The 22626-nt window shown below is 68.8% G+C and carries 20 protein-coding genes; 13 read left to right on the plus strand and 7 right to left on the minus strand.

All coding sequences use genetic code 11. The features are described from left to right. Window positions 1–67: 67 nt before the first annotated feature. Both ACZ6DL_RS36110 and ACZ6DL_RS36115 read right to left on the minus strand, forming a co-directional pair. Window positions 68–355, minus strand: a complete 288-nt coding sequence (locus tag ACZ6DL_RS36110; RefSeq protein WP_040869527.1) for a 4a-hydroxytetrahydrobiopterin dehydratase — start codon at window positions 353–355, stop codon at window positions 68–70. Window positions 356–406: 51 nt separating this feature from the next. Next, the gene (locus ACZ6DL_RS36115; RefSeq protein WP_085994939.1) at window positions 407–583 is read right to left on the minus strand and encodes a hypothetical protein; all 177 of its coding nucleotides are present in this window, start codon (window positions 581–583) and stop codon (window positions 407–409) included. A 232-nt stretch (window positions 584–815) separates the two neighbouring features. On the opposite strand from ACZ6DL_RS36115, the gene typA reads away from it, so the two are divergent. From typA to ACZ6DL_RS36145, 6 genes are all read left to right on the plus strand, one after another. Beyond that, complete coding sequence (typA, locus tag ACZ6DL_RS36120; protein WP_466058015.1) at window positions 816–2714, plus strand: translational GTPase TypA; 1899 nt, start codon at window positions 816–818, stop codon at window positions 2712–2714. 892 nt (window positions 2715–3606) lie between these two features. Next, window positions 3607–5385, plus strand: a complete 1779-nt coding sequence (locus ACZ6DL_RS36125) for an ABC transporter family substrate-binding protein (protein WP_466058017.1) — start codon at window positions 3607–3609, stop codon at window positions 5383–5385. Then, window positions 5382–6266: an N-acetyl-1-D-myo-inositol-2-amino-2-deoxy-alpha-D-glucopyranoside deacetylase gene (gene mshB, locus ACZ6DL_RS36130; RefSeq protein ID WP_466058018.1), complete on the plus strand. Its 885-nt coding sequence runs from the start codon at window positions 5382–5384 to the stop codon at window positions 6264–6266. Before ACZ6DL_RS36125 ends, mshB begins: the two co-directional genes overlap by 4 nt. Before the next feature lie 108 nt (window positions 6267–6374). Beyond that, window positions 6375–7844 (plus strand): amino acid permease, encoded by a 1470-nt coding sequence (locus tag ACZ6DL_RS36135; protein ID WP_466058020.1) that lies wholly within the window; start codon window positions 6375–6377, stop codon window positions 7842–7844. A 36-nt stretch (window positions 7845–7880) separates the two neighbouring features. Continuing rightward, window positions 7881–8039: a hypothetical protein gene (locus ACZ6DL_RS36140; RefSeq protein ID WP_168434053.1), complete on the plus strand. Its 159-nt coding sequence runs from the start codon at window positions 7881–7883 to the stop codon at window positions 8037–8039. Further along, window positions 8036–8473: a hypothetical protein gene (locus ACZ6DL_RS36145; protein WP_466058022.1), complete on the plus strand. Its 438-nt coding sequence runs from the start codon at window positions 8036–8038 to the stop codon at window positions 8471–8473. The genes ACZ6DL_RS36140 and ACZ6DL_RS36145 overlap by 4 nt, the downstream gene beginning before the upstream one ends. Window positions 8474–8572: 99 nt before the next feature. Here ACZ6DL_RS36145 and ACZ6DL_RS36150 read toward each other — a convergent pair whose 3' ends face one another. Both ACZ6DL_RS36150 and ACZ6DL_RS36155 read right to left on the minus strand, forming a co-directional pair. Further along, window positions 8573–10180, minus strand: coding sequence for a PH domain-containing protein (locus tag ACZ6DL_RS36150; RefSeq protein WP_466058024.1), 1608 nt, complete (start codon window positions 10178–10180; stop codon window positions 8573–8575). Next, window positions 10177–10674 (minus strand): PH domain-containing protein, encoded by a 498-nt coding sequence (locus ACZ6DL_RS36155; protein ID WP_466058026.1) that lies wholly within the window; start codon window positions 10672–10674, stop codon window positions 10177–10179. Before ACZ6DL_RS36155 ends, ACZ6DL_RS36150 begins: the two co-directional genes overlap by 4 nt. Before the next feature lie 508 nt (window positions 10675–11182). Between ACZ6DL_RS36155 and ACZ6DL_RS36160 the strand changes: the two genes are divergently transcribed. The 4 genes from ACZ6DL_RS36160 (at window position 11183) to pruA (ending at window position 17300) form a co-directional block, all read left to right on the plus strand. After that, entirely contained in the window at window positions 11183–13783 is a 2601-nt protein-coding gene (locus ACZ6DL_RS36160; protein WP_466058028.1) for a bifunctional FO biosynthesis protein CofGH, read from the plus strand. A 318-nt stretch (window positions 13784–14101) separates the two neighbouring features. Further along, window positions 14102–14425, plus strand: a complete 324-nt coding sequence (gene fdxA / locus ACZ6DL_RS36165) for a ferredoxin (RefSeq protein ID WP_014987978.1) — start codon at window positions 14102–14104, stop codon at window positions 14423–14425. Then, the gene (gene dapC / locus ACZ6DL_RS36170; protein WP_281032561.1) at window positions 14422–15543 is read left to right on the plus strand and encodes a succinyldiaminopimelate transaminase; all 1122 of its coding nucleotides are present in this window, start codon (window positions 14422–14424) and stop codon (window positions 15541–15543) included. The genes fdxA and dapC overlap by 4 nt, the downstream gene beginning before the upstream one ends. Window positions 15544–15665: 122 nt before the next feature. Continuing rightward, window positions 15666–17300 carry an L-glutamate gamma-semialdehyde dehydrogenase gene (pruA, locus tag ACZ6DL_RS36175; RefSeq protein WP_466058030.1) on the plus strand — a complete coding sequence of 545 codons (1635 nt, stop codon included), beginning with the start codon at window positions 15666–15668 and terminating at the stop codon, window positions 17298–17300. Between the two features lie 9 nt (window positions 17301–17309). Here the strand turns inward: pruA and ACZ6DL_RS36180 are convergent, their stop codons facing one another. Next, entirely contained in the window at window positions 17310–18173 is an 864-nt protein-coding gene (locus ACZ6DL_RS36180) for an oxygenase MpaB family protein (RefSeq protein WP_466058032.1), read from the minus strand. A 168-nt stretch (window positions 18174–18341) separates the two neighbouring features. Between ACZ6DL_RS36180 and ACZ6DL_RS36185 the strand changes: the two genes are divergently transcribed. Beyond that, entirely contained in the window at window positions 18342–18974 is a 633-nt protein-coding gene (locus ACZ6DL_RS36185) for a TetR/AcrR family transcriptional regulator (RefSeq protein ID WP_062974559.1), read from the plus strand. Window positions 18975–18979: 5 nt separating this feature from the next. On the opposite strand, the gene ACZ6DL_RS36190 is transcribed toward ACZ6DL_RS36185, so the two are convergent. Further along, entirely contained in the window at window positions 18980–19699 is a 720-nt protein-coding gene (locus ACZ6DL_RS36190; protein WP_466058034.1) for a hypothetical protein, read from the minus strand. A gap of 104 nt (window positions 19700–19803) precedes the next feature. Next, the gene (locus ACZ6DL_RS36195) at window positions 19804–20655 is read right to left on the minus strand and encodes an oxygenase MpaB family protein (protein WP_466058036.1); all 852 of its coding nucleotides are present in this window, start codon (window positions 20653–20655) and stop codon (window positions 19804–19806) included. Window positions 20656–20781: 126 nt separating this feature from the next. Between ACZ6DL_RS36195 and ACZ6DL_RS36200 the strand changes: the two genes are divergently transcribed. Together ACZ6DL_RS36200 and ACZ6DL_RS36205 are read left to right on the plus strand one after the other, a co-directional pair. Continuing rightward, window positions 20782–22200 carry an acyl-CoA synthetase gene (locus ACZ6DL_RS36200; protein ID WP_466058038.1) on the plus strand — a complete coding sequence of 473 codons (1419 nt, stop codon included), beginning with the start codon at window positions 20782–20784 and terminating at the stop codon, window positions 22198–22200. A 33-nt stretch (window positions 22201–22233) separates the two neighbouring features. After that, on the plus strand, window positions 22234–22626 hold the full coding sequence (locus tag ACZ6DL_RS36205) for a PPOX class F420-dependent oxidoreductase (protein ID WP_466058040.1): 393 nt from the start codon (window positions 22234–22236) through the stop codon (window positions 22624–22626).

The raw sequence follows: 22626 nt of genomic DNA on the forward strand, positions 1-22626 counted from the left end.
GGCCGAGACTCCCGGTTTCGAGCGAAGCGAGACCGAGCATGTTCTGTTCGCGGCCCGGCTCGCGAATTCAGCAGAGCCGATCTATCTGGTGGGCCAAGGCGACGTCCAGCGCGGTCAGCCCGCCCGCGGAGTGGGTGGACAGGCTGAAGGTGACGTTGCGCCAGCGGATATCGATGTCCGGATGGTGGTCGGCTTCCTCCGCGACTTCGGCGACCCGGCGCACGAGGTCGATGCCCGCGGGAAAGGTGGGCGCCTCGACCGTGCGGACCAGTGCGTCCCCTGATCTGGTCCAGTCCGGCAGTTCGGTGAGGGCCTCGGCGATCTCGATATCGGAGAGCAGTGTCTGCTGGGCCATAACACTCCTTACTACTCGCCTCGGGCCGCCCCGGAAAGGTGGCGGCGATGGTCAGGCCGCGCGTGCCTGCTTGAGTGCCTTCTTCAGATCCTTGCCGGTGACTCCGGCCGCTTCGCACTTCTTCATCCGCATGATGACCACGGGGCACTTCAGGCAGCGCGTCTTCTTCCGACAGCACTTCTTCTTGGGTTTCAGGCTCGAAACCTTCTTTGCTTTGACCTTGCCCACGAGGGTTAGCGTACCCTAAGTACAAAGCCTGAAACGTTGCCCGAACGGACTGCCGGTAGGGTGTAGCTGGCCGCTATGCCCGGTGAGTTTCGATTCTCCACCTGTCTGCAAGGAGCCCGGCGTGAGCGTCAGGACCCGGAGGCGGCAACCTGCGTAACCGCGCAGGGGTCCCGCTCTCGCAGGACACCGAGCACCATCGGCTCCCACACCGAAACAGCAGGAGGATTCAGGCGTGTCGTCTGCACGCGATTTTCGCAACGTCGCCATCGTGGCCCACGTCGACCACGGCAAGACGACCCTGGTCGACGCCATGCTGCGCCAGTCGGGCGCCTTCGCCGAGCGGGCCGAGCCCGTGGATCGAGTGATGGACTCCGGCGACCTGGAGCGCGAGAAGGGCATCACCATTCTCGCCAAGAACACGGCGGTGCACCGCCACCACCCGGACGGCTCGGTCACCGTCATCAATGTCATCGATACCCCCGGCCACGCCGACTTCGGTGGTGAGGTCGAGCGCGGCCTTTCCATGGTGGACGGCGTCGTGCTGCTGGTGGACGCCTCCGAGGGCCCGCTGCCGCAGACCCGGTTCGTGCTGCGCAAGGCGCTGGCCGCGTCGCTGCCGGTGATCCTGGTCGTGAACAAGACCGACCGCCCAGACGCCCGCATAGAGGAGGTCGTCGAGGAAAGTCACGACCTGCTGCTCGACTTGGCCTCCGACCTGGACGACGCCGCCGCCGAAGCCGCCGAGCTCGCGCTCGACCTTCCGGTGCTGTACGCCTCCGGGCGAGAGGGCAAGGCGTCCAAGGAACGTCCGGAGAACGGCAACGCCCCGGACGCGGAGAACCTCGACGCGCTGTTCGACGTGCTGCTGGAATACATTCCCGCGCCGAAGGGCGATCAGGCCGCGCCGCTGCAGGCGCACGTCACCAACCTGGACGCCTCGGCCTTCCTCGGCCGTCTCGCGCTGGTCCGCGTCCACAACGGCGAACTGCGCAAGGGGCAGAACGTCGCGTGGATGCACGCCGACGGCGTCAAGCAGGTGAAGATCACCGAGCTGCTGCAGACGATCGGCGTGGAGCGTCAGCCGGGTGAGGTCGCGGTGGCGGGCGACATCGTCGCCATCGCGGGCATCCCGGAGATCATGATCGGCGACACCCTCGCCGACATCGACGATCCGGTCGCGCTGCCGCGCATCACCGTCGACGAGCCCGCCATCTCGGTCACCATCGGCACCAACACCTCGCCGCTGGTCGGCCGGGTGCAGGGCCACAAGCTGACCGCCCGCATGGTGAAGGCCCGCTTGGACCAGGAGCTGGTCGGCAACGTGTCGCTGCGCGTGCTCGACATCGGCCGCCCGGACGCCTGGGAGGTGCAGGGCCGTGGTGAGCTGGCGCTGGCCATCCTGGTCGAGACCATGCGCCGCGAGGGCTTCGAGCTGACCGTCGGCAAGCCGCAGGTGGTCACCAAGCAGGTCGACGGCAAGGTGCACGAGCCGTACGAAGAGCTGACCATCGACTGCCCCGACGAGTACCTCGGCGCGATCACCCAGTTGCTGGCCGCGCGCAAGGGCAAGATGGTGCAGATGAGCAACCATGCCGCGGGTTGGGTGCGGATGGAGTTCATCGTTCCCTCGCGTGGCCTGATCGGCTTCCGCACCGACTTCCTCACCGAGACCCGCGGCACCGGCATCGCCAACGCCGTGTCGCACGGCTACGCGCCGTGGGCCGGCGAGATCCGGGCCAGGCACACCGGCTCGCTGGTCTCCGACCGGTCGGGCACGGTGACGCCGTTCGCCATGATCCAGCTCGCCGACCGCGGGCAGTTCTTCGTGGAGCCGGGCGCGGACACCTACGAGGGGCACGTCGTCGGAGTCAACCCGCGCGCGGAGGATCTCGACATCAACGTCACGCGGGAGAAGAAGCTGACCAACATGCGCAGCTCGACCGCCGATGTGATCGAGACCCTGGCCAAGCCGCTGCAACTGGATCTCGAAGGCGCCATGGAGTTCTGCGCCGCCGACGAGTGCGTGGAGGTCACCCCGGAAGTGGTTCGGATCCGCAAGGTGATCCTCGGGCAGAACGAACGTGCGCGGGAACTGTCCCGGCGCAAGGCGCGGGACCGCGCGGCGCTCTAATCAGCTCCGATGGAACGGGATTCGGTGTCCGAGGGGATGCCGGATCCCGTTCCCGTCGGGTGCGCGAGCCGGACGGCGTTCGCGCTGGAGGGCCGCGGATTCGACTCGCGTACACCTGAAGATCGTCGGCAATTCATCCGTGATGCAATTCGCGGCGAGCGCGGGAATCGGAATATCCTCGATACGGCTTTGTGATGTGGTTTGCGGACCGGTTCTGTTGCCGCATCTGCCTTCCGAAGGACGTCGATTACTTTTACGGTATTCTCGGCCATTTCTCTGCGCTGTGCGACCATGGAACGAAGTAGTCGAATCCTCCCGTGCAGAGAATCGCTGACCGGTGCGCGTTTCTGTGTGGGGAACTGGTGAGAACTCAGGACGAGAGTCGTATATGAAACGCTTTGCGTCCTCCAATGGAATCCGCAGACTTACGGCGCGTTATGATTCATCCCGACCTCACGCGTGTGGTCGCCCGGGCGGTCGGGGAGATGCCTTTCCCGGCTACCGGAGGCTTGACGTGCAGCTCCGGCAAGCATGCGCCTGGAGTGGGCGCACCGGATCATTGCTTCGCGAAGGCCGGTGTGTTCTCCCGGTCGGCGTTTCGGTGCGATTGTTCACTTGCGCGAACGAGTGAAATTCTCTCGTGTTTTCACGAAGATCGACGATCGGCAAGAGAATTATCGGAATACAGTGCGCCGGTACAACGCCGGACATTGCTTCGTAGCGGGTAAGCCGAATATTTGCCGAGGTTCGGTGCGGTATGGACGGGTCGTATCACCGGCGCTAGGGCGCGCTCGCGTTTGCGCGTCCGCGCATATCCGATCGACCGCGTCGTTTCCCTGCTCGGCAGCAGGAATCCGGTAACGGCCTCGACCGTACGGTAGAGTTCGCGAGCGTGAAAGTGGGCGCAGGAAAACGCGCAGCGTGGCGCACGTTGTTGCTGGCCGTGGCAGTGCTGACCTTGATCAGCAGCTGTGCCGCGAATCCGCCGCCGCCCATCGAGAGCACCGACAGCCCGAAGACCACACCGGTCAAGCCCGCGGAGACGACCGTGGTCGTCGCCCTGGACACCATCGGTACCGCCTTCAATCCGCATCTGCGCTCGGACCAGTCCGCCGCCACCTCGGCGATCGCCTCCCTGGTGCTGCCGAGCCCGTTCCGGCCGGTACCCGATCCGGCGCGGCCCGGCGCGACGGCGTGGGTGCCGGATTCGTCGTTGCTGGTCTCCGCCGAAGTGACCGCGCAGGAACCGTTCACGATCACCTACAAGCTGCGCAACGAGGCGTCCTGGTCGGACGGAGCGCCGATCGCGGCCGAGGACTTCCGCTACCTGTGGCAGGAGATGATCTCCGAACCGGGAGTCGTCGATCCGGCCGGATACCGCATGATCTCGGATGTGAACTCCTCGGCGGGTGGCAAGACGGTCACCGTCGTGATGGCGCAGCCCTACCCCGGCTGGCGCGAGTTGTTCACCGATCTGCTGCCGTCCCATCTGCTCAAGGACGCGCCCGGCGGGTTCGCCAGGGGGATGAACGGCCAGGTCAACGGGGTCCGAGTGTCCGGTGGCCCGTTCGGGATCCGCTCGGCGGACCCGGGCCGTGACGAGATGCTGCTGGAACGCAACGACCGCTTCTGGGGCACCCCGGCGATGCCGGGCCAGATCCTGCTGCGCCGCGGCGGCACGCCCGCGCAACTGGCGGGCTCGCTGCGCACCGGAGACATCCAGATGGCGCTGGTCCACGGCGGCGTGGCGACCCAGGCGCAGTTGGGGGCGATTCCCTCCGTGCGGACCGCGATCATGCCGCAGTCGCGGGTGCTGCGAATGGCGCTCAACGGGCGCAGAGGCGAACTGAGCGATCCCAGGGTCCGTTCGGGTGTGCTTGCGCTGCTCGACCCCGCTCTGCTGGCGACGGTCGGCGCCCAGACCGGCAATTGGGTGGAACCGGCTCGCGCGCAGGTGCTCGCGCCGTCCGATCCTGGTTACGCCCCGACCGCTCCGCCGCGTCCGTCGGCGGAGGAGGCGTTCGCGCTGCTCGCCGCCGCGGGTTACGGCCGGGCGCCGGAGCCGCCGCCCGCGATCTCCCCGACCTCGCCCGCCCCGCAGCCGCGCACCCTCGGCAAGGACGGCAAGCCGCTGGCCGTGCGCATCGGCGCGGTGGATCGGGACGCCACCGCCTTGGCCGTGGCCAACACCGCTGCCGACCAGCTGCGCAGCGCGGGCATCGATGCCACCGTGCGCAGCGTCGCCGCCGACGAGCTCTACGGCAAGGAACTCATCGAGGGCACGGTCGACGCGATCGTCGGCTGGGAGGTGGCCGGATCCGATCCGGCCACTGTGCTGGCGTCCCGCTACGGATGCCCGCCACCCGCGCTGCCGGGGGTCACCGGCCCGGCGCAGGCCATCGCCGAGGCGGCGCAACGCGCGCCGAGCAACCTGTCCGGGATATGTGATCCGACGCTGCAACCCGCGATCGACGAGGCTCTGCGGGGCGGCGACGTGGGACGGGTGCTCGGCGAAGCGGAGCCCAAACTGTGGGCCATGGCGACGGTGCTGCCGATCGTGCAGGACAACGCCGTCGCGGCGTCCGGTCCCCGGCTGGACGGCGCCTCGCTCAGCGGCGCGATCCAGGTCGGCATCTTCGGCGACGCGTCCATGTGGCGCAGGATTCCGTGACCGCGGGGACGGGCGGGCTGCTGCTGGTGCACGCCCACCCGGACGACGAGTCCATCACCACCGGAGGCACGATCGCGCATTACCGCCGTCGCGGCGTGCCGGTCACCGTGCTCACCTGCACGCTCGGCGAGGAGGGCGAGGTGATCGGCGACGAGTGGGCGCTGCTCGCCGCGCAGCACGCCGACCAGCTCGGCGGCTATCGCATCCTCGAGCTGACCCGTGCGCTGGCCGCGTTGAACGCGGGCCCGCCGCGCTTCCTCGGCGGCGCGGGACGCTGGCGCGACTCCGGAATGGCGGGCACGCCCGCCGCGCACAAGCCCCGGGTATTCGTGCGCTCCGGGGACGAAGCGGTACGGGCCCTCACCGACGCGGTGCTCGAACTACGGCCGCGCGTCGTGGTCGGCTACGACCCGAACGGCGGCTACGGCCACCCGGACCACATCCGAGCACACGAGATCACCACGGCCGCTGTGCAGGGGGCGGCGGGCGAGGGCTGGGACACCCCGAAGTACTACTGGACCGTCACCGACGCCGACATGCTGCGCCTGCACACCGCCGCGCTGGCCCGGCGCACGGCCGCGGGCCTGCCCGGCGCGCTGCCACCCGGTTGGCGGCTGCCCGCCGAAGGCGAACTCGCGAGCGTGCCCAGTGACGCGGTGACCACCACGATCGACGTGTCCGACGTGCTGACGGCCAAGCGTGCCGCGCTGCGGGCACACGCCACCCAGGTCACCGTCGCGCCGTCCGGCCGGGAATTCGCCCTGTCGAACAAAATCGCCCAGCCGGTGCTGCCCGAAGAGCACTTCATCCTGGTGCGAGGGCGGCGTGGTCCGCTCGGGCCGGACGGGCGGGAGCACGATCTGTTCGCCGGACTGGAGTGACCGGACGCCGCCGATGTTGTCGCCCGAGGGTTGCCATCCAGCGGTGCCTACGCGGCGGGTACCGTTCGGCGTGATCTCGAGACATCGAAATGGAGGAACCGGCGTTTCATGACCGCGCGCGGCGACGAAGCTCACCTCAGCATCGAGGACCATGGGTACCACAAGAGTCTGAAGCCGCGGCAGCTGCAGATGATCGCGATCGGCGGCGCCATCGGCACCGGCCTGTTCCTCGGCGCAGGCGGACGACTGGCCAGCGCCGGCCCCGGATTGTTCCTGGTCTACGGCGTGTGCGGGTTCTTCGCGTTCCTGATCCTGCGCGCGCTCGGTGAACTCGTCCTGCACCGGCCCTCCTCGGGATCGTTCGTCTCCTACGCGCGCGAGTTCTTCGGCGAGAAGGCCGCCTTCGTCGCGGGCTGGATGTACTTCCTGAACTGGTCGATGACCGGCATCGCCGACACCACCGCGATAGCGCAGTACTTCCACTACTGGTCCGGCTTCTCCGCCGTCCCGCAGTGGGTTCTCGCGCTGGTCGCGCTGGTCCTCGTGCTGAGCGTCAACCTGATCTCGGTGAAGTGGTTCGGCGAGATGGAATTCTGGGCCGCGCTGGTCAAGGTGTTCGCGCTCAGCGCGTTCCTGATCGTCGGCACGATCTTCCTGCTCGGTCGCTTCACCGTGCATGGTGAAGCGACCGGCCCGAGCGTGGTCGCCGATCACGGCGGCTTGTTCCCGACCGGCATCATGCCGCTGGTCGTGGTGGTGTCCGGTGTCGTCTTCGCCTACGCCGCAGTCGAATTGGTCGGCACAGCGGCGGGTGAGACGGAGCACCCGGAGAAGATCATGCCGCGGGCGATCAATTCGGTGATCGCCCGGATCGCGGTCTTCTACGTCGGTTCGCTGGTGCTGCTCGGGTTGTTGCTGCCGTACACGCGGTACACCGCCGACGAGAGCCCCTTCGTCACGTTCTTCACCATGCTCGGCGTCCCCGGGATCGGCAGCGTGATGAATCTCGTGGTGCTCACCGCGGCGTTCTCCAGCTTGAACGCCGGCCTGTACTCGACCGGCCGTATCCTGCGCTCGATGTCGATGAACGGCAGCGCGCCGAAATTCACCGGGGTGATGGGCGGCAACGGCGTTCCCTACGGCGGCATCCTGCTCACCAGCCTGATCGCGCTGGTCGGTATCGCGCTCAACGGCATCGTCCCGAATCGGGCGTTCGAGATCGTGCTGAACATGGCGTCGCTGGGCATCGTCGCCTCGTGGGCCACCATCGTGCTGTGCCAGCTGCAATTGTGGCGCTGGTCCACTCAGGGACGCATCGAGCGGCCCGCGTTCCGCATGTTCGGCGCGCCCTACACCGGCCTGCTCACGCTGGTGTTCCTGTTCTTCGTCGTCGTGCTCACCGGGTTCGACTATCCGGTGGGAACCTGGACCGTCGCGACCCTCGCCCTGATCGTCCCCGCGCTGATCGTCGGCTGGTTTGCCGCGCGTAAGCGGGTGCTGGCCATCGCGGCGGAGCGTGGCGGTCCGACCGGCGAGTTCCCGGTGGTCGCCGCGCTGCCTGCCGACCGGGAGAACTGATCATGCATCTCGTAGCGCCGGAATAGACTCGGCAGTATGTACAACTGGGAGCTGCAGAACGCGATCGCGGCGTTCGTCGAAAGCATGCGGCCGCACTGGCCCGAACAGCACGACATGTATATGACGGTGCTGTACGCGTTCGCCGATATGCAGAGCCACCTGTTGACCCTCCTCGGCTACCCGCCGGTGCCGTGACGACGAAGCTCGATGACCACGCGGGCGATCGGGCTCCTGTGGCAGCCGCGGATGCCCGCCGTCCGATGGGCGTCGTCGGCTCGGTCATCCTGGTGCTCCTGGTCCTGAACGCCCTGCTCACCCTGGCGCTCGAGGCGCTGTATTTGCCGACCTACCTGGGCTCCGTCGCCTTCCCGGTGTCCGCAGTGGTGGCGGGAGTGGTGAACGTCCTGCTCGTCGCGGGCGCGCGATCGGTCACCCGGCGGCCCGCCGTGCTGGGTCTTCCGGTGGTGGCCTGGGCGTTCGGCTTCCTGGTCTGCGCGAGCGCCGGTCCGGGCGGTGACATTCTGCTTGGCAGCGATTGGCGGACGGCGCTGTTGCTGTTCGGCGGGCTGCTGCCGCCGCTGGGGTACCTCTACATCCAGGCGAACGCGAGCCTCTTCCGTCGTCACTGATCTCGGCGGTCGGACCGCCGAGATCGCGTTGCCGGCGTACGTGCCGCGGGCGTCCGATGCCGCGGCTCGGCAACCTATCAGCGACACCCGCCCGGTGGGTCAGCGCGCACCGGCCAGCCCCGGGGTGACCGCTTCGATGAGACCCCACGCCTCGTCGGCGGGCAGGTCGACCACCGCGTAGCGCTTCTTGCCCGCCGCAGTGGCCGCGACCACCGTGGCGACTCCCGCACGCCGCTGGAAGAAGGTCCGGCGCACCGTCCAGCCGATCACGCCGGGGGCCTCCAGACAGTCGCGGTCCCGGTCCAGCGACCCGGACCGGGTGATCAGCCAGGCCCGGCCGGCGGCCGTGCGGGGCAGTACCGCGTGGCCGAGGCCGCGATAGCGGTCCTCCGCGAGCGCGAGCGCGATCGGTAGCGCGAGGCCGGGCACCAGCCACCACCACGGTGAATAGGGCTCTCCGGCAAGGGAGAAGAAGACCGGTACCGCGGCGATCAGGACGACCGGCGCGAGCGCGCGGGTATGCCTGCGTCGCCGCGCCGCGGGCCCATGTGCGATAAGCGGAGCGCTGCCCGGCTCCGGGACGGTGTGCGAGTCCGACGCCCCCGCGCCGGTGGGCGTCGCGTCCGCACGGAGCGGAATGTCGTTGTCGTGCACCTTCTGCGGGGCCAAGAGATGGGCGAGGGTGTGTTCGACGGCCTCGCGCGGCGCCTGCGGCAGGATCTTCTGGCGCGGGTTCTCCCCGGTCATGATCGCTTCGAGTTCGGCGCCGCCGGCAAGGCGCAGCAGCAAGGGTTCGTTGACCGTCGCCCCGCGCAGCCGCGCCCGGTCGAGCGTGATCTGACGGGTGGTGAACAGGCCGTGGCGCAGCTGCAGGGTCTTGCCGTCGTCGCGCACGCGCAGTCCGAAATAAGTGGTCAGATAGTGCGCGCAGGCGGCAGCGCTGACCACGAGGACGATGGCGCACAGCAGCGCCCCCGCGGCGAGCGCGAGGACGAGCACGCCGCCGTCTTCCACGTCGTGTACCGCGTCCGACCGGAACACGATCTCGCCGAGCCCGTACTGCAGCGCGAAGCCGACGATCGGGGCGATGATCGCGAACCCGGTCAGCGACAGCGGGGCGTAACGCACCCACGCCGGACTCCAGTGCCCGATCTCGCGTGCCCGCGTGCGCGGGGCGGCGAAGCCACCGGATTCGTTCTGCCCCGGCTCTTTCCGGTTCTCGGACTGCTCCGCCCGCGCGGCCGTGTGGGCGAGCAGCGCGGCCCGTAACGGCGGCACGACCCGCGTGTCCAGGGCGTCGAGCTTGAACTGCTCACCCGAATCGGCCCGCTGGCCGGTGCCGATCGCCAGCACCGCGAGTCCGAGCGCCCGGTGCAGCAGGTCGGCTTCGATGTCCACCGAGCGAATGCGTGAGCGCGGTACCGACAGCTTCTTGCGTTGCAGCAGGCCGGTGCGCAGCTCGACGTGCGTCGGCCCGACCCGATACGTCGTGGTGAACCAGCGGGTCAGCGCGAACCCGACGATCAGCACGAGCGGAATGATGCTCCACACGTGGTTGCCGCTGCTGGTGCCGAGGATCACCGAACCGATCAGCACCGGGATGAACTTCACCACCTCGGTGATCGGGTGGAGCAGCAGCATCCGCTTGTCCAGCCGCTGCCACGGCTGTTCGGCCTGCGCGGCGTCCGCCGCCGGCGCGCCACTCATGTCGCGTCCCCGCGATGCTGGGCGGCGATCCTGGTCAGCCGCGTCACGGTTTCCTCGGCGACCGGGAGATCGAGCGCGCTGATCTGGACCGCTCCCGCGGAGGACGCGGTGGTCACGGTGACCGTCGCCAGTCCGAGCAGGCGCTCGAGCGGCCCGCGTTCGGTGTCGACGGTCTGTACGCGCGAGATCGGCGCGACCCGGCTCTCCTGGGTGAGCCAGCCGACCCGGGTGTAGACCGCCTCGTCGGTGACCTCCCAGCGGTGCACGGCGTAGCGCCACCACGGGGCCACGCCGATGGTCAGCAGGGCCGGCACGAGCGCGACCAGGAAGAAGCCGAGTTGCCATCCACGATGCGCGGAGTCGAGCAGCGACCACACCAGCAGAGCCGCGAACGGAATCACCCAGCCCAGCGCGGCCTGCGCGGTCCACAGGAGCCTCGCCTTGGGACTGGGGCGCCAGGCCGGATCGGCCATGATCGTGCGCGGCTGCGACATGCTGCCAATGTTTGCACGACCAGGCGTGCGCTGTCGCCGGCGAGCGTCGGCGGTGCCGAGCGGGCAGGCGGGTGAGCGCGGGGACCGCGCGATTCCCATGGGTGCACGAATTCTTCTGTGCCACAGGCAATTCGGACGTGGATTACAACGTGAGCGGCGGTCGGCCTCATGCGTTGCCGTCGCAGGCGCGGCCCCGGTGTAGCCGCGACAGCGGTGGTCGTTCCCGGCGCGGCGCCGACGTGGGTGCTCTCCGAGGAGTTCGCGCGCGCCCGGCCTTCACTGCGAAGGCCGCGTCTGGCGGAACGACCGAAGCCACCGTCGAAGGGTGAACGCGAGTCCTGTGCTGGGCAGTGCCCTGGAATAGCCTCGGGCACCCCACAGTTGTCAACGCTCAACGGCGCTCCACGTTCCTGCGTGGGCGCTGTGGCGGGTGGAGCCGTAGCCCCGGGTGGCTTGTCCGCTCCGCCGCAACCAGCACTGGAGGGAGACAGTTCCGGATGTGTAGCGCATGATCGAGGGCGTGACCGACCTACCGAACCCGAGCGTCCCGTCCGCGCCGCCCAGTCCATCGGCCATGCGCCGGGCGCTGCGCAGGGCCCGCGACGGTGTCACGTTGAACGTGGACGAGGCCGCGGTGCTGCTGCACGCGACCGGCGACGACCTCGCCGACCTCTGTCGCAGCGCCGCGCGGGTGCGCGACGCCGGGCTGGCATCGGCCGGGCGTCCGAAGACGATCAGTTATTCCCGCAACGTCTTCATCCCGCTGACCCGCCTGTGCCGGGACAAGTGCCACTACTGCACCTTCGTCACGGTGCCCGGCAAGCTGCGCGCCGAGGGCGAGGGCATGTTCCTCGAACCCGACGAGGTGCTCGACATCGCCCGACGAGGTGCGGCGCTGGGCTGCAAGGAGGCGTTGTTCACGCTGGGCGACCGGCCCGAGGATCGCTGGCCGGAGGCCGCGCAGTGGCTGGACGAACGCGGCTACGACTCCACGCTGGACTACCTGCGCGCCGTGTCGATCATGGTGCTGGAGGAGACCGGCCTGCTGCCGCACCTGAACCCCGGCGTGATGTCCTGGGCGGAGATCGCGCGGCTCAAGCCGGTGGCGCAGTCCATGGGCATGATGCTGGAGACCACCTCCGCCCGGCTGTTCACCGAGAAGGGCAACTGCCATTACGGCAGTCCGGACAAGGACCCGGCCGTGCGGCTGCGGGCCATCACCGACGCGGGCCGGCTCTCGGTGCCCTACACCACCGGCATCCTGGTCGGCATCGGCGAGACGATGGCGGAGCGCGCCGAGTCGATCATGGCGATCCGCAAGCAGCACAAGGCTTTCGGTCATATCCAGGAAGTCATCATCCAGAATTTCCGCGCCAAGGACGACACCGCGATGCGGGACGTGCCGGACGCGGGCCTGGAGGAATTCCTCGCCACCATCGCCGTCACCCGCGTGCTGCTCGGGCCCGACGTGCCGGTGCAAGCGCCGCCGAACCTGGTGTCGCACGAGGAGTGCCGCGCGCTGATCGAGGCGGGCATCGATGACTGGGGCGGCGTCTCGCCCGTGACGCCCGACCACGTGAATCCGGAGCGGCCGTGGCCGAACCTGGACACCTTGCGGGAGATCACCGAGGCGGCGGGCTACCAGTTGGTCGAGCGGACCTCCGCGCACCCGAAGTACGTGCGCGCGGGCAATCCGTGGGTCGATCCGCGCATCGGCGCGCACGTCGCGGCGCTCACCGACCCGGCGACGGGGCTGGCGAAGTCGGACGCGATCCCGGTCGGCCTGCCCTGGCAGGAACCCGAGGAGTCGTGGGAATCGGCCGGGCGCGTCGACCTCAACACCGCCATCGACACCGAGGGCCGCAACACCGAGGCCCGCAGCGACGCGGCGCTCGGGCAGGACCTCGTCGGCGCTTTCGGCGACTGGGAAACCATTCGTGAACAGGCACGCGACCTCGCCGTCACCTCGCCGCAGCGGCTGGATGCCGACGTGCTCGCCGCGCTGCGCGCCGCCGAGCGCGATCCGGCCGGGCTCAGCGACGCCGAGTATCTCGCGCTGGCCACGGCGGACGGCGCGGACCTGGACGCGGTCGCCGCGCTGGCTGATCAGCTGCGCCGCGACACCGTCGGCGACGACGTCACCTACGTCGTGAACCGGAACATCAACTTCACCAATATCTGCTACACCGGGTGCCGCTTCTGCGCGTTCGCCCAGCGCAAGGGAGACGCGGACGCGTTCACGCTGAGCATGGACGAGGTCGCCGACCGAGCCTGGGAGGCGCATGTCGACGGCGCCACCGAGGTGTGCATGCAGGGCGGCATCGACCCCGACCTGCCGGTCACCGGGTACGCCGACCTGGTGCGGGCGGTCAAGCGGCGGGTGCCGTCGCTGCACGTGCACGCGTTCAGTCCGATGGAGATCGTGAACGGCGCCTCGCGCGGCGGTCAGAGCATCCGGGACTGGCTGGTCGCGCTGAAGGAAGCGGGCCTGGACACCATTCCGGGGACCGCCGCGGAGATCCTGGACGACGAGGTGCGCTGGGTGCTCACCAAGGGCAAACTGCCCACCTCGGCGTGGATCGAGGTGATCACCACGGCCCATCAGGTGGGCATCCGGTCCAGCTCGACCATGATGTACGGCCACGTGGACAATCCGAAGCATTGGGTCGGGCATCTGCGCGTGCTGCGCGGTATCCAGGACGAAACCGGCGGTTTCACCGAATTCGTGCTGTTGCCGTTCGTGCACCAGAGCGCGCCGCTGTACCTCGCGGGCGCCGCGCGGCCGGGGCCGACCAACCGGGATAACCGCGCCGCGCACGCGCTGGCCAGGATCATGCTGCACGGCCGGATCCACAACATCCAGACCAGCTGGGTCAAGCTCGGTACCACCGGCACCCGGGTGATGCTCAACAGCGGCGCCAACGATCTCGGCGGCACGTTGATGGAGGAGACCATTTCCCGGATGGCGGGCTCGCAGCACGGCTCGGCGAAGACCGTCGCCGAACTGGTGGAGATCGCCGCGGGCATCGGGCGACCGGCCAGGGAGCGGACGACCACCTACGGTGTGCCGGAACGCAAGGTGTCGGCGTTGCCGCTGACGGTGGGGTAGGGAATCGGCCGCACTTCGCGGTGACCGGTCTTCGGCGCATGGGTGTGGCCCGCGTTGTCGACCGGCCACCTCGAAGTCCCCCGAACGAGTGATTCGTCAGTACATGGGTAACTCGCCGGGGACTCCGAAGCCGGAGCGGCCGTCACACAGGACCTGAACGCAAATCCCGTACCACCCGACCGGTACGGCCGGAAGACCCGCGTAGCGGGATATACCACCCGAAGTTAGGGCAGGCTGACCAGTAGTAACGTGGGGTGCCGGGATAGGGTTTCGCCGGGCGGACTATCCCGCAGGCGAGGACAGACTAGGAGAGCGGCAGTGCCGTACATCATCGCTGAACCGTGCGTTGACGTGAAGGACAAGGCATGCATCGAGGAATGCCCCGTGGACTGCATCTACGAGGGTGGCCGCATGCTGTACATCCATCCCGACGAGTGCGTGGACTGTGGTGCATGTGAGCCGGTGTGCCCGGTGGAGGCGATCTTCTACGAAGACGACACCCCGGACCAGTGGAGCGGATACGTGAACGCCAACGTCGATTTCTTCGATGAGCTGGGCTCGCCCGGCGGCGCCACCAAGGTCGGCAAGGTGGACTACGACCCGCCGTTCATCAAGGAACTGCCCCCGATGGCGAGTGAGTGAGACCTGACGTGTCGCCGCGTGGCCGGGTCAGCAGCCTGCTACCCGATTTTCCCTGGGACACCATCGCTTCGGTGAAGGTGCGGGCGGCCGCCCATCCAGGCGGGATCGTCGACCTGTCCGTCGGCACTCCGGTCGACCCGGTCGACCCGCTGATCCGGACCGCGCTGAACTCCGTCGCCGCGGTGCCCGGCTATCCGACCACGCACGGCACCCCCGAACTCCGTGCGGCCGCGGTCGACGCGCTGAAGCGGCGCTACGGGATCACCGGACTCGAGCCCGCGGCCGTGCTGCCCGCCATCGGCACCAAAGAGCTGATCGCGGGACTCCCCCGGCTGCTCGGCCTCGGCGCGGGCGACCTGGTCGTCATCCCGGAGGTCGCGTATCCCACCTACGAGGTGGGCGCGCTGCTGGCGGGCGCGCAGGTGCTGCGCGCCGACGGACTGACCCGGCTCGGTCCACAGACGCCCGCGCTGATCTATGTGAACTCGCCGTCCAACCCGACCGGCCGGGTACTCGGCGTCGAGCATCTGCGCAAGGTGGTCGCCTTCGCCCGGGAACGCGGCGCGATCGTCGCCTCCGACGAGTGCTACCTGGGACTGACCTGGGAGGGCCGCGCCCTCTCCTTGCTCGACCCCGAGGTGTGCGACGGCGACCACACCAACCTGCTGGCCGTGCATTCGCTGTCGAAGACCTCCAACCTGGCCAGTTACCGTGCCGGGTTCGTGGCGGGCGATCCGGCGCTGGTCGCGGAGCTGCTCGAAGTGCGCAAGCACGCGGGCATGATGGTGCCGTTCCCGATCCAGGCCGCGATGACGGCCGCGCTCAGCGACGACGCGCACGAGGCGCGTCAGCGCGAGCGGTACCGCGCCCGCCGTGACGTGCTGCGAAAAGCGCTGGAAGCAGCCGGTTTCCGGATCGATCACTCCGAGGCGGGCCTCTATCTGTGGTCCACGCGCGGCGAGCCGTGCCGGACCACCTTGGACTGGCTCGCCGACCGCGGCATCCTCGCCGCGCCCGGCGACTTCTACGGCCCCGGCGCGAGCGAGCACGTGCGGATCGCGCTGACCGCGACCGACGAGCGGATCGCCGCGGCGGCCGAACGACTGGCCGCGGGCTGACGCCGGAAGCGGTTTCCCGCTCCGTGCGAGCGCAGCAATTTCGATAGGGGCCGTTCTGATCCCGGGGTCATCCCGGTGTGTCGGCGTCCACGCGCGCCGGGCCAGGCGAGCTAGCCTGAGGTATGGACGCTGTCACGGTTGTCCCCACGCCCGCCAACGAGCCGGTGCACTCCTACGCGCCCGGTAGCCTCGAACGGGAGCTATTGCTCGGCAAACTCGCCGAGCTGTCCGCCGCGTCCGTCGACGTGCCGCTGGTGATCGGCGGCAAGCACCGCCCCGGCATCGGTGAACGGCACGACATCGTCGCACCGCACCGGCACCGGCAAGTGCTGGGGACCTACACCGACATCACCCAGTCGGAAGCGCACGGAGCCATCGATGCCGCGATGGCGGCCGCCCCGGGGTGGCGGGCGCTGCCCTTCGAGGACCGCGCCGCGGTGCTGCTGCGCGCCGCCGACCTGCTGGCCGGGCCGTGGCGGGAGACTCTCGCGGCGGCCACCATGCTCGGGCAGTCGAAATCGGCCCAGCAGGCCGAGATCGACGCCCCGTGCGAGCTGGTCGACTTCTGGCGTTTCAACGTCGCGTTCGCGCGCGACATCCTGGCGCAACAGCCCGGGTCCAGTGCCGGGGTGTGGAACCGGATGGACTATCGGCCGCTGGAAGGGTTCGTCTACGCCATCACGCCGTTCAACTTCACCGCGATCGCCGGGAACCTGCCGACCGCGCCCGCGCTGATGGGCAACACGGTGGTGTGGAAGCCCTCGCCGACGCAGACGTTGGCGGCGTTCCACACGATGCGGCTGTTGGAGGCGGCGGGCCTGCCGCCCGGCGTGATCAACATGGTCACCGGAAACGGTGTGCAGCTGTCGGAGGTGGCGCTGACCGATCCGCGGCTGGCGGGAATCCATTTCACCGGTTCCACCAAGACATTTCGGTATCTGTGGCAGCAGGTGGGCGCGAATGTCGACCGCTATCACGGCTATCCGCGCCTGGTGGGGGAGACGGGTGGCAAGGACTTCATCGTCGCGCACTCCTCGGCCGACCCGGACGCGCTGCGCACCGCCCTGATTCGCGGAGCGTTCGAGTATCAGGGCCAGAAGTGCTCGGCGGCCTCGCGCGCCTACATCGCGCGGTCGGTCTGGCGCGCGATGGGCGACGAGTTCCTGCACGAGACCGGCGAGCTGAGCTATGGCGACGTCGCGGATCTGTCGAATTTCGGTGGGGCGTTGATCGATCGGCGCGCCTACGACAAGAACGTGACGGCCATCCGCCGCGCCGGGGAAGCGGGCATCGCCATCCCGGTCGGCGGAACCTACGACGACAGCGAAGGCTGGTTCGTCCGGCCCACCGTGTTCCTGGCGGACAACCCGCACGACGAATCGTTCGCCACCGAGTACTTCGGACCGATCCTGTCGGTGTACGTCTACGACGACACCGAGCCCGGCGCCTACAGCGCGATACTCGCCGAGGTGGAGTCGGCGGCGCCCTACGCGCTCACCGGCGCGGTGTTCGCGCAGGACCGGTACGCGATCGAAGAGGCCGACGCCGCGCTGCGATTCGCGGCGGGCAACTTCTACATCAACGACAAGCCCACCGGCGCGGTGGTGGGTCAGCAGCCGTTCGGCGGGGCGCGCGCCTCCGGCACCGACGACAAGGCGGGCTCGCCGTTGAACCTGCTGCGCTGGGTCGCGCCACGGACGATCAAGGAGACGTTCGTGCCTGCCGTGGATTACCGCTATCCGCACATGGGGAGCTGAGGCGCGCGGTTACACCAGCGGCTTCCCCTGCCGCAGCCGCCTGCGCAGGTCGTAGTGGTAGGCGTTGAGCGGGAACATTCGTGCCGACTTTGGCAGTCGCCGGTGCACGGCCCCGATGGCCCGCAGCAGCCGGTCCAGGCGCCGCTGGTCGCGGTCGGTCCAGGTCATGCCCATCTCGTCGCGCAGGTGCTGCGGGAGCAGGCCGGTGACGATGAAGCGTTGCAGCCCGGCGAAGACGACCTGCACCGGTCGCGGCATCATCTTCAGGTCGATCAGGCCGTCGAAGTAGTCCCGCAGCTCGGGCTCGATGCCGTGCTTCTTCAAGTTCTCGTCCCAATACCGCTGGAATGCCGAGCGATTCGCCGGCCACATCTCCGGCCGCATCTGCAAGGTGGTGCCCAGGCGCGCGGCGTAGTCGTAGAAGGCGTCGGCGGTGGCGTCGTCCATGGGGCCGTGCATCCGGGTGTAGAGGTCATCGATGCCCCAGTACAGGCAGGCCGCGACCCACAGCTGCAGGTTCGGGTCGAAAGCGTTGTACTTCACCGGGCTCGCCGCGGTGGAGCGCACCGACCGGTGCGACACGTTGACGGCCTCGCGGTACGCCTCGCGCTCGGCATCCGACCCGAGCAGCGCGACGGCGATATAGGTGAGTGTGGTGCGCAGCCGCTTGATCGGATGCAGCGTGACCTTGCCGCTGTCGACGGTGCTCTCCAGGACGCCGCGGCCGACCGGGCGCAAGCTCAGCTGCATGATGACATTGGCCGCGCCGCCGAGAAAGGCGGCGATGCCGTCCACATACTCTTCGACCGTCTCCGGCGTGAGGGCTCGGCTGGGGTCGGGCTCGTGCTCGGCGGTGCGCAGCGGCGCGGTCATCGTCGACCTCGTCTTTCGTGTCGGCCCGATCCAGGAAGATCGGTCGATGAGAAGATTATGCCCAAACTTTCTCATCGACTCGCGGCTGGTGTCAATCGTGCGAGAAGACGGTGACGGTGTGCGATGCTGAAAGTGTCATCGTTTCGGTCTCGCGGATAGGGTTGAGGTATGGCCAGGCTGACCAGGCTGCTGCCGCTGGTGCGCAGCGCTGCCCCCGAGGATCGCAACCAGGCGCGAGTGCTGGACGCGGCGCTGCTGGCGTTTCTCGACTTCGGTATCAAGCGGACCAGCATGGTCGAAGTCGCGCGCCGCGGCGGATTGTCGCTGGCCACGCTCTATCGCCGCTTCGCGAGCAAAACCGATCTGATCAGGGCCGTCGGGCTGCGGCAGACGCGCGATTTCATCGAGGAGGTCGACGCCGCGCTCCAGCGCCAGGTGGACCGGAACGCGAGCGCGGAAGATCAGATCGTCGAACTGTTCGCCGCGTTCATCAACGGCCTGCGCGGAAATCAGCTGATCCACCGGCTGCTTGCCACCGAACCCGAACTCGTGCTGCCCTACCTGACCACCCAGGGCGCTCCGGTCATCGAGCTCGGGCGGGATTACCTGGCCGAATTCATCACCCGCTTACAGCGCGAAGGCAAGTTGCCGGAATACGATCCGGAGCCGTTGGCCGAGATGATCGCCCGTACCGCGCTGTCACTGGCGCTGACGCCGCAGACCGTCATCCCGCTCGGTGACGACGCGTCGATCCGGCAGTTCGCGCGCGACCACGTGGTGGTGTCGTTCCGGGTGCGCTGACCGGCTCAGCGGTGCAGCGGGACCCCGGTGATCATCGCCCAGAGCGCGGCCGTCACGTCCGCGGTCTGCTCGGCCGAGGTACCGCGAGTGTGCGCGGTCACCGCGAAACCAGGGCCGTAGGAGGCCGAGGCGACCTCCGGCTCGCCGAGATCCGACCAGCCCCATTTGGTGCCGAGCACGAACGGCCACCGTGCGGTGCCCCAGTCCTGTTCGGTGCCGTCTCGAGCCGTCGATCCTGCCGCCGCCATCCATTCGAAGATCGGTGATCCGGGATCGGTGCGCAGTTTCGTGGCCAGAAAGTCGGAGACGTCGGCGGCGCTTGTCGTCCCCGCGCCCCAATTGGGTCCGGGCGTCGTCTCGGCGAGCCCGTATTCGGCGGCGATGGCGGCGATGGCCTGGGGATACTTGGCCTCCATCAAGCTCGCCGCCCCGTCATCGGAATAGCGGATCATTTGCTCGCCTAGGAATCGATCCTCGGCCGAGCCGTCGCCACGGCGCAGGGCGTAGTCGGCCAAGAAGAGTTTGGACAGCGACAGGCTCGAGCGCGACTCGTGTTCGTTCGCCGTGCCCCAGCCGATGCCCACCGAGGTGCGCACGGAGATCGCTGTGCGCGGCGGTACCGCGGCCACCTCGGTCTCCGTGGTCTCGTCAGCGCAGGCTACCGGGGCGGACAGCGCCAGGAGCGCGCCGGCCACGAGCGCGGTCGTGGTCAATCGGAAGCCCATCTTCTCCTCCTGGCTCGCGGCGTCGGACCGCCGATCGGGACAACACGATCGGGATGTACGTGATGCGATTGCCCAGTAGTAGCTATGCGAAACGGAGTCCGCCGTCAGACCAGGCGCAGGCCGAGCCGACGCCGGACGCGCATATCGAGGAGATAGGCGTTCAGGGGAAACAGGCGGACCGGTCGCGGGAGCCGGGATTGCGTGGCCCCGACCGCGCGCAAGATGTGGGCGAGTGCGCGCTCGTCGCGGTCGGTCCAGGTCATGCCCATCTCGGCGCGCAGATGCTCGGGCAGCAGGCCGGTCACGAAGAAGCGATGCAGGCGCCCGAATGCCAGCTGCGCGGGCCGGGGCAGCATGCGCAGGTCGACGAGGTCGTCGAAATAGGCACGGACGACCGGATCGATGCTGGTCTTCGCGAGATTCGTGGCCCAGTACTCCTCGAAGGCGCGACGGTCGGCCGGCCACATCGATTCGGGCATCTGAAGGGTGGTGCCCAGCCGGGCGGCCAGATGGTAGAACGCGTCGGCCGTCGCCTCGTCCATCGGGCCGTGCATGCGCTCGTACAGATCCTGCGCTCCCCAATGCAGGCAGGCCGCGACCCAGAGTTGCAGCGCGGGGTCGAAGGCGTTGTAGCGCACCGGGCTCGACGCGGTCGAGTGGACCGGGCGGTGTGAGACGTCGACCGCCTCGCGATAGGCGGTGCGTTCCTCGTCGGTGCCGAGCATCGCCACCGAGAGGTAGGTCAGGGTGGTGCGCAGTCGTTTGATCGGATGCAACATCACGTTGCCGCTGTGCACGGTGCTCTCCAGGACGCCGTATCCGACCGGCGGTGTGCTCAGCTGCATGATGACGTTCGCGACGCCGCCGAACAAGCCGGCTACGCCGTCGATGTATTGCCCGATGTCGAAGGAGTCCGGCGATTCGGGGGAACGCGTGGCGGGAAGTGGCCTGGTCATCGTCGACCTCGCAGTGCTGAGAAAACTATGCAACAACGTTCTCACCACGTCAGCGGAAGTGTCAACCGTCACAGCCCGCACCGGTCGCCCCGCGCTGCGGTGAACCTGGCGAAGTAGCGTGGGCGGATGTCGTTCGGTCCGCCGCTGCTGCTCAGTTCGCTGAACCCGCTCGCCGTCGCAGGCGGAGCGGACATCCCCGACGCCGTCACCATCGACGGGACCACCCTGTCCCGCAGTGACCTGCTGGGCGCGGCCACTTCGGTGGCCGAACGCGTCGCGCGCGCCGAGCGGGTGGCGGTGCTCGCAGGGCCCACGGTGGAGACCGTGCTCGCGGTGGTCGGCTGCCTCATCGCGGGTGTCACCGTGGTGCCGGTGCCACCGGACTCCGGAACCGCGGAGCGCGCGCACATCCTGGCCGATTCGGGTGCTCAGGCGTGGCTGGGGCAAGCGCCGCAGGACGCGGAACTGTCCGTGGTGCCGGTGCGACGGCACGCCAGGTCATGGCACACCTATCCCGAACCCGACCCGGCCGCTACGGCATTCGTGCTGTACACCTCGGGAACCACCGGTTTGCCCAAGGGCGTGATGCTCAGCAGGGGCGCGATCGCCGCCGGTCTGGACGCCCTCGCCGACGCATGGACCTGGACCGCGAGCGACACGCTGGTGCACGGGCTTCCGCTGTTCCACGTGCATGGGCTGATTCTCGGCCTGCTCGGCCCGCTGCGCGTGGGCAGTCCGCTGATCCACACCGGCAAGCCGACGCCGCAGGCGTACGCGGCGGCCGGAGGTTCGCTGTACTTCGGTGTGCCGACCGTGTGGTCGCGGGTGGTCGAGGACCCCGACTCGGCGAAGCGATTGTCCGGCGCGCGGCTGCTGGTCTCCGGTAGTGCGCCACTGCCCGTGCCGGTGTTCGAGCGACTGCGCGAGCTGACCGGGCACGCTCCGGTCGAGCGCTACGGCATGAGCGAGACCATGATCACGCTGTCCACCCGGGCCGACGGCGAGCGCAGGCCGGGGTGGGTCGGCACGCCGGTGCGCGGCGTGCGCACCCGGCTGCGGGACGAGTCCGGCTCCTCGGTACCGCACGACGGTGAGAGCATCGGCGGCCTCCAAGTGTCCGGACCCATGCTCTTCGACGGTTATCTGAACCGACCGGAGGCGACCGCGCAGAGCTGGACCGAGGACGGATGGTTCCGGACCGGCGACGTCGCCGCGATCGACGCGGAGGGCTTCCACCGCATCGTCGGCCGGGAATCGGTGGACCTCATCAAATCCGGTGGCTACCGGGTCGGCGCGGGGGAGATCGAGACGGTGCTGCTCGGTCATCCGGCGGTCGCGGAGGCTGCGGTGGTCGGCCTGCCCGACGACGACCTCGGTCAGCGCATCACCGCCTTCGTCGTGCTGCGCGATGCCGCGACCGAACGCGAACTGATCGACCATGTCGCCGGCGAACTCTCGGTGCACAAGCGTCCGCGCGAGGTCCGCGTGCTCGACGCACTGCCGCGCAACGCGATGGGCAAGGTGCAGAAGAACAAACTGGGTTGACCTCGAGTTCGGTAGAGGTTCTACGGTCGGCCCATGACTTCGACCCTGACCACCGAACAGATCGACTACCTGCATACCCAGCGCCTGGGCCGGCTGGCCACCGTCCGGCCCGACGGCACCCCGCAGAACAACCCCGTCGGCTTCCGCTACAACGCCGACCTGGGCACCATCGACATCGCGGGCTGGAACATGGGCGCCTCGTGGAAATTCCGCAACCTCGCCACCAACGACCACGTCGCATTCGTCGTCGACGACGTCGCGTCGGTCCAGCCATGGCGGGTCCGCTTTCTCGAAATCCGGGGCACCGCAGAAGCGCTCACCGACGTCGACCCGTACATCTCCGGCGTCTCCCGCGAAATGATCCGCATCCATCCCCGGCGCGTCATCGCATTCGGGCTCTCCGCTGAGTCTCCCGACCTCGCCTGA

This window comes from Nocardia sp. NPDC041819 (genome assembly GCF_055590505.1).